The sequence below is a fragment of the Microbacterium oxydans genome, assembly GCF_900095745.1.
Taxonomy (GTDB): domain Bacteria; phylum Actinomycetota; class Actinomycetes; order Actinomycetales; family Microbacteriaceae; genus Microbacterium; species Microbacterium oxydans_B.
This window is the reverse complement of the sequence record NZ_FMIR01000008.1, coordinates 115,666-129,669: the sequence shown is the minus strand read 5'-3', so window position 1 is coordinate 129,669 and position 14,004 is coordinate 115,666. Positions and strand designations below refer to the sequence as shown.

Here is a 14,004-nt window from a genome sequence, read left to right as displayed (position 1 = left end):
CCCACCGAAGTGGAGACGAGGATAATTTGGCATTTGACAAGTGCACGCTGTTGAGTTCTCAAGGATCGGATGCTCCCACGACCCAGCCATCACAGCCAGGCCCGCAGGGCAACTTCTCTATCTTACCGATCTCGTTTCCGTTGTCAAGTCCGAGTTTCTTCGGCCTGACCGTGGGAACGGATCAGCACCTTCATCCTGTTCACTCAGTGAGTGTCTGGGATTCGGGAGGTGTTCGATGCTTGACGGGAGCCGGTCCGAGGACCTCCGCTCAACCGTTTGGGGCGAACAAGTAATAAGTTACGCGGATCCCGGGGATCGGGCAAATCAGGGCTGACCGCCGGGCGTGTCGCCCGTGATTCCGGTTCCTGGTGCCGTCTCGTCCAACGGAGGGAGGGCTCCACCACTCGGGCAGACGTGCGGTCCGACCCCGTGCCTCCACGCAAGATGAGTTCGGCAGCGGCGTCTACGGGGGCTGCGCTCTCTCCCCCACGTCAGATGTGTGTCTGGGAGAGCATGGCCGACACGAGATCGATCCGAGGAACGAAGAAAGCCCCCGGTTCTCACCGGGGGCTTTCATGTTCTGTGGACCTAAGGGGATTCGAACCCCTGACCTCCTCGATGCGAACGAGGCGCGCTACCAACTGCGCCATAGGCCCGTGAACGAGATCTACGCTATCACGACGAAAGCGCTGCTCGCGTCGGCGACGATCAACCCGCGGCGCGACGCGAGAGCAGCTCCCGCACGTGCGCCTCGATCTCCGCATCGTCGACGAATCCCATCTTCGCGTAGGGAGACGACGCGGCAGGAAGCGGCACCGGTGCTGCCGGCGCCATCTGCTCTGCGCGCTCACGCAGCGCGGCGACTCGAGCCGCCTTGCGTCGTTGCTCCTGCGCCTCGATCTGGGCCTGCGCAGCCTGTGCACGCGATCCCGACACGGACACCAGCGGCTCCGGCAGCGGACGCGGTGTCCATGTGGCCGGCCCCTGATCGTGCAGCACAGGTGCGACGCGCTCCCTGACGGGTGCGGCCACCTCATGCGTGGCGCGTGCGGCACGGTTGGCGACCGACGCCATCCGCTGCAGCGCGATGCCGGCGGGCAGGATCAAAGCTCCGCCGAACCACAGCAGCAAGGACGATCCGACGGCAACGAGCTGCCAGATGCCGAATCCGACCACCGCAAGACCGAGCAGGAGCGAGATCGTCGCGACCATACGCACCCTGCGACGGGCACGAGCACGACGGATCACCGGGTCGGCCCTGGTCGCGGCGAGCTCCTGGCGAAGCGACTCGAGCTCGGCGGCCTCGCGTTCCGACTGCACCCGCTTGGCGAGCTTCTGCTGCGCGAGCGCCGTGCGAGCGTTCAGTTCGACGTGCACCTCGCCCGGAGTCTCACTCGTCTCGGCGAGGATGCGGAGCGCCTGGTTCAGACGAACGGCGTTGCGTTCCGCGGCGTTGTACTGGAAGCGACCTCTCCACGAAGGGAGCAGATAGAGCATCCAGAGGAGCACGGCGACGAGCACGATCACTCCCCCGCTCAGCACCGGCCCGTCCATATCGACAACGGTACGGGTTCGGAGGTGACACAGCCGTACAGAAGGGCGCGTGTCGCGGCGAGTCCGTGAGGATCGCCCGGTGAGCACCGGCTCAGAGAGCGATTCGGTCGGACGGCGGCACTGTCGCAGCGTCGGGCGGCACCTGGCCGCTGAGCCAGCGTGCGAGCACACCCTGAGGGACGTCTTCGCGAGTGAGCGCGAACGCGTAGTGGTCACGCCAGTCGCCGTCGATATGGATGTAGCGCCGGCGCAGACCTTCGTAGCGGAATCCGAGCTTCTGAACGATCCGCAGGCTCGCCGCGTTCTCCGGTCGGATGCAGATCTCCATCCGATGCAGCCCGTACTCCGTGAAACAGGCATCGGTGGCCAACGCCACGGCGGTGGGCGTGATGCCCCGGCCCGCGAAACGCTCGCTCACCCAGTACCCGATGGTCGCCGAGCAGAGGGAACCGCGCGAGACTCCCCACACGTTGAGCTGCCCGGCGACCTCGCCGTCGTACTCCATGACGAACGGATAGCCCGAGCCGTCACGGTACTGCTGCAGCAGCCGACGGATGCTGAGCCGCATGTCGAACGAGACGGAACCGTACGGGACGGTCGCCTCCCACGGCTGGAGCCACGATCTGTTCGCGAGCAGCTCATGCTGCAGCGGACGGGCGTCCTTCGCACGCACGAGCCGCAACTCGATCGGTCCGTGTCGCATTCCCGTCGCCAGATCCATGCCGCACCGACGCTCGCAGAATCGCCTAGAGGCGTTCCGCGAACTCCTTGAGCCAGGGACGCAGCTCGGGACCGAGGTCATCGCGGTCCGAGGCGAGCTGGACGATGGCCTTGATGTAGTCGACGCGGTCGCCCGTGTCGTAGCGGCGTCCACCGAAGACGACACCGACGACGCCGGGGCCGTCGGGATCGGTCGCAAGCTCCTGGAGCGCATCCGTGAGCTGGATCTCGCCGCCCTTGCCCGGCTCGGTGCGTTCGAGGATCTCGAACACCGACGCGGGAAGCACGTAGCGGCCGATGATGGCGAGGTTGGACGGAGCATCTTCCTGCGCAGGCTTCTCGACGAGACCGGTGACCCGGACGGCGGCCTGGCCCTCGATCGGCTCGACCGCGGCCGCACCGTACATGTGGATGTTCGCCGGGTCGACCTCCATCAGCGCGATCACCGCGGCGCCGGTGCGCTCGTGCTCAGCGATCATGTCGGTGAGGAGCGGATCGCGCTCATCGATGAGGTCGTCGCCGAGCAGCACCGCGAAAGAGCTGTCGCCGACGTGGGTGCGTGCACGCAGCACCGCGTGACCGAGACCCTTCGGCTCGCCCTGGCGGACGAAGTGGATGTCGGCGAGGTCGCTGGACTTCATCACGCGCTCGAGGCGCCCCGTGTCGCCCTTCTCCATGAGCCTCACCTCGAGCTCGGGCACCGAGTCGAAGTGGTTGGAGATCGCGTTCTTGTTGCGCCCGATGATGACGAGGATGTCGTCGATCCCGGCATCCGCCGCCTCTTCGACGACGTACTGGATCGCCGGCTTGTCGACGACGGGAAGCATCTCTTTCGGCATCGCCTTCGTCGCGGGCAGGAACCGTGTCCCCAGTCCTGCTGCGGGAATGACGGCTTTGATCTTGTGGTCAGCCATCCTCCCAGCCTAGCGGTGAGCGTCGCCGTAGACTCGGAGCCATGTCGAATGACGTCGAACACGCCAAGCGCGCTCTTCGCGCCGAACTGCGGGAAAGACGTCAACTCCTCTCCGATCCGCAGCGCGAGGCCGCGGCCACGGCGATCGGCGAGCGACTCGACGCCCTGGTCGACGAGCTCGGCGCGCAGTCGATCTCGTGCTTCCTGTCGACCACCACTGAGCCAGGCACCCGCGACTTCGTGACGAGGGCGGTGCGCCGCGGCATCCGCGTCCTGCTGCCGGTCACCCGGGCCGATGGTCTCTTGGACTGGGCCGTGGCCACCGATGACGACGAGGTGTCCGAGGGGCTCTACGGCCTGCCGGAGCCCACGGGTGAGGTCCTCGGTCCGATCGCCGTCAACGACGTGGACTTGATGATCGTCCCGGCCGCCGCCGTCGACCGCACCGGGATGCGGATGGGCTGGGGACGCGGGTACTTCGACAAGACGATCGGCTCCATGGAGCAGTGCCCGCCCGTCTACGCGGTCATCTATGATTCCGAGGTACTCGACGAACTTCCGCGAGAGGTGCACGACCAGCCCGTGAACGGGATCGTGACACCGTCGCAGACTCTCATCCTGTCGTCTCGGCGACGCTGACCTGCAAGGACCCCCATGCCCACCTACGCCTATGCCTGCACATCGTGCGGACACAAGTTCGACGCCGTGCAGAGCTTCGCGGATGACGCCCTGACGGTGTGCCCCGAGTGCGGCGGCCAGCTACGCAAGCAGTACGGCTCGATCGGCGTCACCTTCAACGGATCCGGCTTCTATCGCACGGACTCGCGCGCCAAATCCGGGGGATCCTCGGATGCTTCGGCATCATCGAAGACGGAATCGACGACGAGCGCCAAACCGGCGGCTGCGTCGACTCCGGCCTCTTCGTGAGGCCCTGATCTACTGGGGGTTCCCATGCTCAAGGGGTTCAAGGACTTCATCCTGCGCGGCAACGTCATCGACCTCGCGGTCGCGGTCGTCATCGGCGCAGCATTCACCTCGATCGTCAACGCGGTCGTGTCCAGCATCATCACACCGCTCATCTCGCTCTTCTTCAAGGCCGACTCGATGGGCGGCTTCGGGCCGCAGATCACGAATATCTACGGCGACAAGGTCACGTTCCCGATCGGTGACCTGATCTCGGCGATCATCAGCTTCCTCGCCGTCGCCGTGGTCGTCTACTTCGTCTTCGTGCTGCCGATGAACACCTTCAAGGCGCACGTCGAGGCTCGCAAGGGCACGCCGGCCGAAGAGCCCGAGGAAGAGCCGGCCGCAGCGACCGAGGCCGAGTTGCTGGTCGAGATCCGCGACCTGCTCAAGGCTCAGCGCGGCGCCTGACGCCCGACGCCCGACGCTCAGACACGAGACGCACGATTCCTCTTCGGAGGGATCGTGCGTCTTTCCTTTCGCCGCGGTTCGTGACGAACGATCAGTAGTGCGGGGGCACGTCCTGGATGAGCTGATCGTCGTTCGGGCCCTTCGCGCCCTGGGGCCGGGCACGCGGAGGCGACGGCTGGTCGGTCCCGGTCTCCGGGGCCGGGTCGCTTCCGGGCACCGGAGTCAGTCGGGCACGACGCGATCCCGCGACCCGCACCACACGTTGACGCGGAGCATCGGGGTCGACCTGGTCAGTCATTCGGGGTGTCGGCGATATCGAGCGGCTGCGTGTCGTTCTCGGCGCGCGGCACGGTGTCGGAGATGCCCAGCACAGCGGCGATGCGCGTCGCGACGGTCGCCGGATCGCTGTAGAGATCGAACGCGTGCACGCGCACGTAGTGCCAGCCGAGGCGACGGAGCACGTGCGGCCGCAGTCGCAGCGTTTCGCGCAGGGACTCGCCACGCGACTCCGGGTCGGGTTCGATCACGACCGCCTTGCCGCTGTGCTGCGCGACCAGCGGAAGCAGTCCGCGGTAGTCGACATCGACGGAGGCGCCGAGCCGCCGCAGTTCTCTGGCCAGTGCAAGAGTGAGCGGGTCGGCCAAATCCTCGAGCCGCGCATCCCTGCCCCGGGCGGCGAGCCCGCCGAGGATCGACATGAGCGTGGCTGCTCCGTGCTCGAGGCGCCCGTCGTCGAAGGAAGAGGGTCGGATCGACGAGACGAGCACCATCGAACGGCGGGCTCGGGTCATGCCGACCGTGAGCAGACGCTCGCCGTCGGGCGTGGAGAGGTCGCCGAAGTCGCTCAGGACGCGGCCATGCTTGGTGAGACCGAAGCCGAGGGAGAAGATCACCCGATCGCGACTCTCCGCCACGGACTCCTCGAGGGTCAGGACGGCGAACGGTTCTGCCGTGTCGCGGCCGACGAAGTCCGCCACGTCGGAACGCCCGGCGAAAGCCGAGGTGACCGCGGCCCGTACCCGCTCGGCATGTCGTGCGCTGGCGGTGACCACCATGAGGGATTCGGATGGCCGGTGCACGGCGTGCTCGACCACCAGGGTCACCACGCGCGCGACTTCGGCATCGGGGCTCTCGACCGCACCGGACACCGGATCAGGGGTCCCCGTCCCGCCCTCGACGTAGTCGACCGTGAGGCTGCCGCGACCGAGATAGGAGCCCGCCCACGGCAGGGAGACGATCTCGCCGCCGTAGAACGCATCGTTGATGAGCTCGGCGAGATCCTCGCCACCGGCGCGATAGCTGCGCGTCAGAGTCATGACGGGCAGGAGCTCGGACAGACGCTCGAACACCGAGACGTCGTCGAACGGCACCTCGGCCTCCCAGGCATCCTCCGGATCGACGGCGATATGGAACGGAGTGGGACGCTGCGTGACCGGATCGCCGAACGCGACGACCTGGCGCGCGCGACAGATCGCCGGTGCGGCCTCGGCCAGGTTGATCGCTGCGGCATCGACGAGGAGGACGGTGTCGAACTCGACCGACTCCGGGATCTCGGGCACGAGGTAGGGGGAAGAGATCCAGACGGGCGCGAGCACGTCGACGAGCGTCGGCGCGGCGCTGACGACCTGTGCCGTGGTCGCGGCGGGTTGGGTCAGCGCACGGCGGAGATGCTGCGACTGCTGGGGTTCGTCGACGATCGCGATCCGCCACTGGTTGGCGAGCTGCCAGGCGAGGAGCGGGCCCGCCATCGCGGCGTGCGCCTCGTCCACCAGCCGGAAGTCACGTTCGAGACGGTCGACGACGGCGGTGTTCGCACCGAGGAGTGCGCGATTGTCCTGCAGTGCGCGCTCGAGGAGCGACTGCCACCAGGCGAACTCGAGCTCCTCCCCCACCTGCGACTCGGACACATGCCGCACCGAGAGTTCTGCGAGCAGCGGCTCGAGTCCGAGGAGTGCGAGTCGATCGCGCAGCTGAGCCCGCTCCACGAGGTTCTCGAACACGTCGGACTTGGCGGCGAGCCCGGCAAGAGTGCGGACGAGTCGTGCGACAGGGAGCGACGCCAGCGGCTCGCGGCGGCCCAGCGCGGCATCCAGTTCGGCGAGCTCCGCCTCGGCCCGCTGCCAGGCCACGTACACGTCGGCGAGACCGAGCGGGATCTCCGGCGCGGCCCCCGCCTCGACGTACCGCTGCCACTGGGTGCGCTGAGTCTGGATCCGCAGCAGCGCCTCATGCATCTCGGTGACGTGGACGCCCGGACGCACGTATTCCTTCGCCAGACGCCGCAGCCGCCGCCGGTTCGCTCCGGAGAGGCCGGGGGCGTCGCGACGGGAGCCGTGCGCCTGGATGAGCTCGCCCAACGGCCGCTCGAAGACCGTGGGGCTGAAGCGGTCGAGCGAATCGCGGATGCCCTGCAGCAGACGCAGGTACTCGCCGAGCTCGTCGATCGTCGCGAAGGGGCGCATGTGCGTCTGGGCGATCAGTTCGTAGCCGCGCTCGAGAAGAGTGGGGATGCTGTCCGAGTGCAGTCGACCGGCCAGCTCGTGCGCAGCTCTGGCCGCTTCGGTGCTCGCGAAGGTCACGCCGTACCACGGCGAATCGTTCGGACCGAAGCGGAACTCGCCGAGACGCGCGGCCTGAGCGAGAGCTTCTGCCGCCTCGCTGCGATCCGCCGCGAGCCGGCGAAGCGCGTCGGTGCCGAGCCGGGCGGTGGTGGACGGCGGCACCGGCAGCGACGCAAGTCTGGTGAGCTGGCGGGTCGCGTCGAGCACCGAGGCGTCCACCCCGGCGATGGGAGCCGTGAGCGCCTGGCGGTAGTCGCGCAGGACGGTCCGGAGGCGGACCAGCGCGTCGTCGACCTCGCCGACCTTGGGTGCCGACGCCTTCTCGTTGCGCCCGATCGCCCTGACCAGGTCGCGACGCACGCTGGCCGGCGAGATCGCCAGGCTGTCGAGCCCGATACCCGCGAGCCGGTGACGAACGCCGTCGAGCGTCGAACGACGCGCCGAGACCACGAGCACGCGCTTGCCGCCGCGGACCAGTTCGCCGAGCGCGTTGATCACCGTCTGCGTCCCGCCCGTGCCGGGGAGCGTCGCCACGGTGAGCGAGTGTCCGGCGGCGATGCGCGCGAGAACGGCCTCCTGCTCGGCGTCCGCGTCGAGCAGGAGATTGTCCGAGGCGGGAGCCCGATCGTCGGGTCCGGTGTGGTGTGGCGTGGCCCGAGGTGCTGTCACACGCTCGCGGTCACCCACATGGCCGCCCAGCGCGTTGAGGAGCGCGTGATCGAGGCTGCCGGCGTCGCGCGACATCGCTCCGGAGACGTCGGCGAAGGTCGACACCACCAGCCGCGGTTCGACAGAGAAGGTGTCGATCGAGCGGGTCATCACGCGCAGGTTGTCGATGACCGGCTGCGGCTTGAAGATCCCGCCGTCGTAGGCGAGCGCTGCGAGGGACGCGGCATCGATGGACAGGCCGAAGTGATCACGGGCGATGCGGACGAGTTCGGGGTTGACCTCGAACGCGCCCTGGAGCTTGAGTTCGAAGTCGGAGTGATGCCGCCGGATCGCCAGCGGCCGCAGCAGCACCGGCGCGGCGAAGCCCGCTCCGCCGATGCGCCACCGGGCGACTCCGACGGCCAGGTGCACGGCCTCGATGCCACGGACGGTGCGCAGTTCGGTGTTCTTCGCGGTGATCCGTTCGGCGGCCAGCCGTGCGGTGCGCAGACCCACCTCGTCGCGGAAGAGGTTCGACAGAAGGGTCGATTTTCCGGTGATGAACTGCGGCAGGCTGCCGGGATGGGCCTTGGAGATGTCGATGCCCGATTCCGGGCTGTCGCGGAAGCTCACCAGCGGAGAGGGGCCGCCGAGGTCGGCCGCTTCCGCCCTCAGCCGGGTGCGCTCAGCCTCAGCGGCATGGGCGATGTCGACGCCGGTCGTGGGCTCGTGCAGATCGCCGATGGCCACAGCAGCGTCTGCCGCTGTGTTCTCCGCAGTCTTGTCTTCACGTCGCCACACAATGACACCCTAGGCGCGAGACCGGGCGAGCTGGGGTATCCCAGGCGGGTTTCCGCCGAATATCCGCCTCCGAGAGCCGATCCGCACTCCTCCTGCCCGGTGGCGATGACCGTCACGTTCTCCACCCCGCCCGGGAGGCTGGTGCTCCCCGGACGGCGATGCCGGTCAGGATGGTCGCATGACCTTCCGCTATGACTTCGCTCCGACTCCGTTCGGCGACGCCCTCGCGGTGTTCTCGGACGAGGGCATCGTGCGATTCGACCTCTCCGAATCCGAAGACCCGCTCGTGCCCTGGCTCCTCGAGGGCGTCACGCGGCAGCTGGGCGCTGTTCCGGAGCCCGACCCCGGGGCCGCCGACGAGCTCGCACATCTTCTGGCCGACTACTTCGACGGTGATCCGGTCCGCTTCGACCAGCACGTCCGGCTCGACTGGCGGCTGGTGGATGGATTCCACCTGAGCGCCTTGCAGACGATCTGCACGATCGAATGGGGCGAGACGATGAGCTACGGAGAGGTGGCCGTCCGCGCCGGGCACCCCGGCGCGGCCCGCGCGGTCGGCACCGCGTGTCGGCTCACGCCGTTCTCGATCATCGTGCCGGTGCATCGCGTCGTGCGGTCGGACGGCAGTGTGGGTCAGTACGGCGCGCACCCCGAGCGCAAGAGATACCTGCTCGACCTCGAGGCGGGTTGAGCGGAGCAGACGCAGACGTGGACCCGGCGAGTAGGCCGCCGGGTCCACGTCTTGCCTGGGTTCGATCCTCACGAGCCCTCGGTCAGTGCTCGACCGCCTTCTCCGCCCCGAACCCCGTGAGGGAACGCACCTCCATCTCCGCAGCGAGCTGCGGGGACTCCTTACGGGAGCTCGTCACCGTTCCGAGCCAGCCGAGAAGGAAGCCCAGCGGGATCGAGACGATCCCCGGATTGTTCAGCGGCCACACGGCGATATCGATCCCGGGGATCATCGATGTCGGGGTTCCGGAGAACACCGGCGACAGCACGATGAGCAGGATCGCCGACCCGAGCCCGCCGTACATGCTCCACACCGCGCCCCTGGTCGTGAATCGCCGCCAGAAGAGCGAATAGAGGATGGTCGGCAGGTTGGCGGACGCGGCGACGGCGAAAGCGAGAGCGACGAGGAAGGCGATGTTCTGCCCCTGCGCTCCGATGCCGCCGAGGATCGCCAGGATGCCGATCACGACCACCGTGCGACGAGCGACACGCACCTCGCCGTTCGGGTCGGCGGCGACCGGCTCGCCGGCAGCATCCTTGCGCCCCTTCTGGATGACGTTGGCGTAGATGTCATGCGCGAACGATGCAGCGGCGGTGATCGTCAGACCCGCGACCACCGCGAGGATCGTTGCGAACGCCACAGCGGAGATGAAGCCCAGCAGCACCGGACCGCCGAGCCGGAGCGCGAGCAACGGTGCTGCGGAGTTCACGCCGCCGGGAGCGGCCGCGATCACATCCGCGCCGACCAGTGCGCCGGCGCCGTAACCGAGCACGAGGGTCAGCAGGTAGAAGCCGCCGATGAGCCAGATCGCCCAGACGACCGAGCGTCGGGCTTCCTTCGCCGTCGGCACGGTGTAGAACCGCATGAGCACGTGCGGCAGGCCGGCGGTCCCGAGCACGAGCGCCATGCCCAGGGAGAGGAAGTCCCACGGGTTCGCGCCGTACTGCAGTCCCGGAGCCAGGATCGCATCCCCCTTGTCGGAGTTCGCCACCGCGGCTTCGAGAAGGGTGTTCAGACTGAAGCCGTTGATCGCGAGCACCCAGATCGTCATGCCGACGGCGCCGCCGATCAGGAGGACGGCCTTGACGATCTGCACCCAGGTGGTGCCCTTCATTCCGCCGATCAGGACGTAGACGATCATCAGCAGGCCGACCACGGCGATCACGATCGACTGCCCGAGCCGTCCGTCGATGCCGAGCAGCAGCGACACCAGTCCACCGGCGCCGGCCATCTGCGCCAGCAGATAGAAGAAGCACACGGCGAGCGTCGTGATCGCGGCCGCCATCCGCACCGGTCGCTGCTTCAGGCGGAACGAGAGCACATCCGCCATCGTGAACTTCCCGGTGTTGCGCATCAGCTCCGCCACCAGCAGCAGCGCGACGAGCCAGGCCACCAGGAATCCGATCGAATAGAGGAATCCGTCGTAGCCGTTGATCGCGATGGCGCCGCAGATGCCGAGGAAGGACGCCGCGGACAGATAGTCACCCGCGATGGCGAATCCGTTCTGCGGTCCCGTGAAAGAACGGCCGGCGGCGTAGTAGTCGGCAGCTGTCTTGTTGTTGCGGCTCGCGCGGATCACGATGAAAAGCGTCACCGCGACGAAAGCCAGGAAGATCGAGATGTTGAAGACGGGGTTGATATCGAGAGCGACCGGATCGACCGCCGCGCGGATCGCGCTCATGCGTGTCCCTGCACCTTCTCGAGTTCTTCACGGATCTCCGTCGCCAATGGGTCGAGCTTCCGATTCGCGAACGAGACGTACGCCATCGTTATGCCGAACGTCGTGACGAACTGTCCGAGACCGAGGAGGAGCCCGATGGTGATATCGCCCCAGACACGCTGTCCCATGAACTCGGGCGCGAAGGCCGCAAGAAGCACATATGCGAAATACCACAGCAGGAAGAACACGGCGAGCGGAAAGATGAACGATCTCTGCGTCCGTTTCAAACGCTGGAATCGTGGAGACTGCTCGACGGCGATGTAGTCGATCTCACCGTTCGAATCGACGTGCGTCTGATCACTCATGGGGCCTCCTTGCCACATGTCCGGTCCCCGCGCAGCGGAACTGCGCGGATGATAAAGTCGACGCTACGAAACGGGGAACACAGTCGTCACCCCCGGAAGTAGGTAATTGTGAGCGCCCCAGTCCCTCTCGGTTCCGAGTCGGAGCTCGTCGCCCATGCGGTGCGCGAGCTCGCCCGGCGAACACGCTTCCCTGTGGCATTCGGCGGCCTCATCGAAGAGGGCGTCGTGAGCGTGACCAGCATCGTCGGCGCGCGCACCCGATCTTTGGACGGCTTGCGAGTGCGTCCGGAGCGCGGACTCGGCGGGCGGGCGATGATGGAACTGCGCCCACGGATGACGAGCGACTACGGATCGTCGCAGCAGATCACCCACGACTACGACGTCTTCGTCCTCGGCGAGGGGCTGCGTACGCTCCTTGCCCTCCCGATCGTCGTCCACGGCCGGTCTCGGGGGGTGCTCTACGCCGGCGCATGGGACGAGGAACAGGTCGGGGGTGTCACCACGGCTCCGGCCATGCAGGTGGCCCAGTCCGTCGCCGATGAACTGCGGATCCGCGACGAGGTGCAGCGACGGCTAGACACGAGCCAGCTCGGAAGCGAGACCGTGGCTCCCCCGCAGCGTGAGGCGCTCCGGGAGAGCTTCGCCGAGCTGCGCAGCATCGCGGCCTCGGTCGACGACGCGGCGATACGCGCACGGATCGCCGAGGTCGAGCGGCGCCTCGTGGCGCTCGCCGGGGATGCGGCTCCTGCCACGACCGGGCCCGTGCCGACCATCCATCTCTCGCGCCGGGAAACCGACGTGCTCGCCTGCGCCGCGCTGGGATCGACCAACGCGGAGATCGCCGCACAGCTCGGGTTGCGCGAAGGCACGGTCAAGGCGTACCTCGGCACCGCGATGTCGAAACTCGACGCTTCCACGCGTCATGCGGCCGTCACCCGAGCGCGCCGTGCGGGGCTTCTTCCCTGAGACCTGCGCCGAAGCGGATTATGACTGTGCAATATTCAATTGTTGTCGCATTTCGCTTCTGCAGGTAAAGTCGCACGCATGGCTAGACGAATTGTGCACCAGTTGGTCGACGATATCGACGGCAGCGTCCTGGAAGTCGGAGAAGGCGAGACCGTGCATTTCTCGGTCAACGGCGCCTCCTACGAGATCGACTTGAATGCTGCGCATGCGGAGGAATTGCGAAAGGCTCTCGAGCCGTATATCGCTGCAGGCCGACGCGCCGGCTCCTCCAGCACTGCACGTTCCTCTTCGTCTTCTCGCAAGCGACCGGCACGCAATCCCGAGGTCGCCGCCATCCGGGCATGGGCCAACGAGAACGGCTACACGCTCTCCGAGCGAGGACGCATCCCCGCCCCGATCCTGGATGCGTACAAAGCAGCCCACTGAGTTCGGCCCCTCGTGGGCCGAACTCTCAATCGGACGACTGCTGTAACCAGGCTTCGTCTCGCAGCGTGATCTCTTCCGTCATGTCCTGGAGGAATCGGATCACGACGTCCCGTTCGGCGGGCGAAAGCCGTGCAGCAGCATAGAAACGCTTCGCCTGCTGTCGACCGACCGTCTCCATCGCCGCGAGCCGCGTCTCCGGCGTGATGCTGATGCGGAGCGCCCTCCGGTCCGTCGGGTGAGGTGCGCGGGTGATGTGCCCGCCCTTTTCCAGCCGGTCTAGGAGCTTGGTCGTCGCGGCCGTCGAGACATCCAGGTGGTGAGCTATCCCTCCTGGTGTCGCCACCAGGCTCCGGTTCGCGCACACGATCAGATAGTGCAGCGCACGCATATCTGTCTCATTCAGCCGCATGTACCGGCGTGACGCCTGAGAGAGGGTCTGTTCGGCTTCTCGAAGCCCCGCGAGCGACTCCATGAGGCGGGCGATCTGCCGCAGTTCCTCTGGCGGCACGCCGGTTCGGTCGACGAGTGTGCTTCGCGGATCACTGGCATCGACGTCGTAGATCGCCGCGTGGCTCAACCCATCCGGCGTGCGGTCAGCAGAGCTCGTATCGCCGTCGACGGACGGATTCATCGCCGGCGACCCCGCGTGCGGGGTGGTGCCGGGCTCCGTGTCCATGCGATCATGTTACACACCCACAGTTTCATGCTAAGTTGACTACTCACCAAGTTAGCAATCTTGAGAGGCTCGAACAAGGGAGATGCCATGGATTACGTGACCCTCCTGGCCGATGACGGAACCGCCGTCGGCACGTTGCCGAAGAGCGACGTCCACACGAGCGACACCCCTCTGCATCTCGCCTTCTCGTGCTATGTCTTCGACGCACGAGGGCGTCTACTCCTGACACGCCGGTCCCTCGCGAAGCGGACCTGGCCAGGAGTCTGGACGAACAGCTTCTGCGGTCATCCACGACCCGACGAGGAAATGGCGGACGCCGTTCGGCGCCGCGGCATCGACGAGCTCGGCATCCAGCTCACGGGTATTCGCCTCGCGCTGCCCGACTACCGCTACCGTGCCGTCGACGCGAGTGGAATCGTCGAGAACGAGATCTGCCCGGTGCACGTGGCCGTCATCGACGGAGAACCCGAGGCCGATCCGGACGAGGTGTCCGAGTGGACGTGGGTCGAGGTTCCCGCCCTGATCGAAGCCGTCACCCATGCACCGTTCGCTTTCAGCCCGTGGCTCGTCGAGCAGCTTCCGCTGTTGCGACGGCTCGGCGAGGTCTGAA

At 67.1% G+C, this 14,004-nt stretch carries 15 protein-coding genes and 1 tRNA gene; 7 read left to right on the top strand and 9 right to left on the bottom strand.

Annotated features, from left to right (window positions below; all coding sequences use genetic code 11):
* Positions 1-583 precede the first annotated feature (583 nt).
* The 4 genes from BQ2383_RS02900 to galU form a co-directional block, all read right to left on the bottom strand.
* A tRNA-Ala gene (locus BQ2383_RS02900) sits at positions 584-656 on the bottom strand.
* Between the two features lie 52 nt (positions 657-708).
* A complete protein-coding gene (locus BQ2383_RS02895; protein ID WP_091029195.1) occupies positions 709-1,554 on the bottom strand; it encodes a hypothetical protein in 846 nt (281 codons plus the stop codon).
* 91 nt (positions 1,555-1,645) lie between these two features.
* Positions 1,646-2,257 carry a GNAT family N-acetyltransferase gene (locus tag BQ2383_RS02890; protein WP_091029250.1) on the bottom strand — a complete coding sequence of 204 codons (612 nt, stop codon included), beginning with the start codon at positions 2,255-2,257 and terminating at the stop codon, positions 1,646-1,648.
* A 43-nt stretch (positions 2,258-2,300) separates the two neighbouring features.
* Complete coding sequence (gene galU, locus BQ2383_RS02885) at positions 2,301-3,188, bottom strand: UTP--glucose-1-phosphate uridylyltransferase GalU (protein WP_091029193.1); 888 nt, start codon at positions 3,186-3,188, stop codon at positions 2,301-2,303.
* A 41-nt stretch (positions 3,189-3,229) separates the two neighbouring features.
* On the opposite strand from galU, the gene BQ2383_RS02880 reads away from it, so the two are divergent.
* From BQ2383_RS02880 to mscL, 3 genes are read left to right on the top strand one after another with little or no spacing between them, the layout of a single operon-like run.
* The gene (locus BQ2383_RS02880; RefSeq protein ID WP_091029186.1) at positions 3,230-3,826 is read left to right on the top strand and encodes a 5-formyltetrahydrofolate cyclo-ligase; all 597 of its coding nucleotides are present in this window, start codon (positions 3,230-3,232) and stop codon (positions 3,824-3,826) included.
* Positions 3,827-3,841: 15 nt separating this feature from the next.
* Complete coding sequence (locus BQ2383_RS02875; protein WP_091029182.1) at positions 3,842-4,114, top strand: FmdB family zinc ribbon protein; 273 nt, start codon at positions 3,842-3,844, stop codon at positions 4,112-4,114.
* 24 nt (positions 4,115-4,138) lie between these two features.
* Positions 4,139-4,561, top strand: a complete 423-nt coding sequence (gene mscL / locus BQ2383_RS02870) for a large conductance mechanosensitive channel protein MscL (RefSeq protein WP_091029179.1) — start codon at positions 4,139-4,141, stop codon at positions 4,559-4,561.
* A gap of 91 nt (positions 4,562-4,652) precedes the next feature.
* Here mscL and BQ2383_RS02865 read toward each other — a convergent pair whose 3' ends face one another.
* Positions 4,653-4,859 carry a hypothetical protein gene (locus tag BQ2383_RS02865; protein ID WP_091029175.1) on the bottom strand — a complete coding sequence of 69 codons (207 nt, stop codon included), beginning with the start codon at positions 4,857-4,859 and terminating at the stop codon, positions 4,653-4,655.
* Entirely contained in the window at positions 4,852-8,571 is a 3,720-nt protein-coding gene (locus BQ2383_RS02860) for an AAA family ATPase (RefSeq protein WP_432206332.1), read from the bottom strand. Before BQ2383_RS02860 ends, BQ2383_RS02865 begins: the two co-directional genes overlap by 8 nt.
* Before the next feature lie 178 nt (positions 8,572-8,749).
* Here BQ2383_RS02860 and BQ2383_RS02855 point away from each other — a divergent pair, with 178 nt between their 5' ends.
* On the top strand, positions 8,750-9,262 hold the full coding sequence (locus BQ2383_RS02855) for a methylated-DNA--[protein]-cysteine S-methyltransferase (protein ID WP_091029167.1): 513 nt from the start codon (positions 8,750-8,752) through the stop codon (positions 9,260-9,262).
* A gap of 82 nt (positions 9,263-9,344) precedes the next feature.
* Here BQ2383_RS02855 and BQ2383_RS02850 read toward each other — a convergent pair whose 3' ends face one another.
* Together BQ2383_RS02850 and BQ2383_RS02845 are read right to left on the bottom strand one after the other, a co-directional pair.
* Positions 9,345-10,982 carry a solute symporter family protein gene (locus BQ2383_RS02850; protein ID WP_091029164.1) on the bottom strand — a complete coding sequence of 546 codons (1,638 nt, stop codon included), beginning with the start codon at positions 10,980-10,982 and terminating at the stop codon, positions 9,345-9,347.
* Entirely contained in the window at positions 10,979-11,326 is a 348-nt protein-coding gene (locus BQ2383_RS02845; RefSeq protein WP_091029163.1) for a DUF485 domain-containing protein, read from the bottom strand. Before BQ2383_RS02845 ends, BQ2383_RS02850 begins: the two co-directional genes overlap by 4 nt.
* 108 nt (positions 11,327-11,434) lie before the next feature.
* Here BQ2383_RS02845 and BQ2383_RS02840 point away from each other — a divergent pair, with 108 nt between their 5' ends.
* Positions 11,435-12,292 (top strand): LuxR C-terminal-related transcriptional regulator, encoded by an 858-nt coding sequence (locus BQ2383_RS02840; RefSeq protein ID WP_091029158.1) that lies wholly within the window; start codon positions 11,435-11,437, stop codon positions 12,290-12,292.
* A gap of 78 nt (positions 12,293-12,370) precedes the next feature.
* Positions 12,371-12,718, top strand: coding sequence for a histone-like nucleoid-structuring protein Lsr2 (locus tag BQ2383_RS02835; protein ID WP_029262722.1), 348 nt, complete (start codon positions 12,371-12,373; stop codon positions 12,716-12,718).
* Between the two features lie 25 nt (positions 12,719-12,743).
* On the opposite strand, the gene BQ2383_RS02830 is transcribed toward BQ2383_RS02835, so the two are convergent.
* A complete protein-coding gene (locus BQ2383_RS02830) occupies positions 12,744-13,394 on the bottom strand; it encodes a MarR family winged helix-turn-helix transcriptional regulator (RefSeq protein ID WP_091029155.1) in 651 nt (216 codons plus the stop codon).
* Between the two features lie 87 nt (positions 13,395-13,481).
* Between BQ2383_RS02830 and idi the strand changes: the two genes are divergently transcribed.
* A complete protein-coding gene (gene idi, locus BQ2383_RS02825) occupies positions 13,482-14,003 on the top strand; it encodes an isopentenyl-diphosphate Delta-isomerase (protein ID WP_091029151.1) in 522 nt (173 codons plus the stop codon).
* The last annotated feature ends 1 nt before the right edge of the window (position 14,004 follow it).

Bases quoted from the DNA above. Each gene is read 5' to 3' on its own strand.
- BQ2383_RS02895 (WP_091029195.1), bottom strand. From the start codon at position 1,554: ATGGACGGGCCGGTGCTGAGCGGGGGAGTGATCGTGCTCGTCGCCGTG.
- BQ2383_RS02890 (WP_091029250.1), bottom strand. From the start codon at position 2,257: ATGCGACACGGACCGATCGAGTTGCGGCTCGTGCGTGCGAAGGACGCC.
- galU (WP_091029193.1), bottom strand. From the start codon at position 3,188: ATGGCTGACCACAAGATCAAAGCCGTCATTCCCGCAGCAGGACTGGGG.
- BQ2383_RS02880 (WP_091029186.1), top strand. From the start codon at position 3,230: ATGTCGAATGACGTCGAACACGCCAAGCGCGCTCTTCGCGCCGAACTG.
- BQ2383_RS02875 (WP_091029182.1), top strand. From the start codon at position 3,842: ATGCCCACCTACGCCTATGCCTGCACATCGTGCGGACACAAGTTCGAC.
- mscL (WP_091029179.1), top strand. From the start codon at position 4,139: ATGCTCAAGGGGTTCAAGGACTTCATCCTGCGCGGCAACGTCATCGAC.
- BQ2383_RS02865 (WP_091029175.1), bottom strand. From the start codon at position 4,859: ATGACTGACCAGGTCGACCCCGATGCTCCGCGTCAACGTGTGGTGCGG.
- BQ2383_RS02855 (WP_091029167.1), top strand. From the start codon at position 8,750: ATGACCTTCCGCTATGACTTCGCTCCGACTCCGTTCGGCGACGCCCTC.
- BQ2383_RS02850 (WP_091029164.1), bottom strand. From the start codon at position 10,982: ATGAGCGCGATCCGCGCGGCGGTCGATCCGGTCGCTCTCGATATCAAC.
- BQ2383_RS02845 (WP_091029163.1), bottom strand. From the start codon at position 11,326: ATGAGTGATCAGACGCACGTCGATTCGAACGGTGAGATCGACTACATC.
- BQ2383_RS02835 (WP_029262722.1), top strand. From the start codon at position 12,371: ATGGCTAGACGAATTGTGCACCAGTTGGTCGACGATATCGACGGCAGC.
- BQ2383_RS02830 (WP_091029155.1), bottom strand. From the start codon at position 13,394: ATGGACACGGAGCCCGGCACCACCCCGCACGCGGGGTCGCCGGCGATG.
- idi (WP_091029151.1), top strand. From the start codon at position 13,482: ATGGATTACGTGACCCTCCTGGCCGATGACGGAACCGCCGTCGGCACG.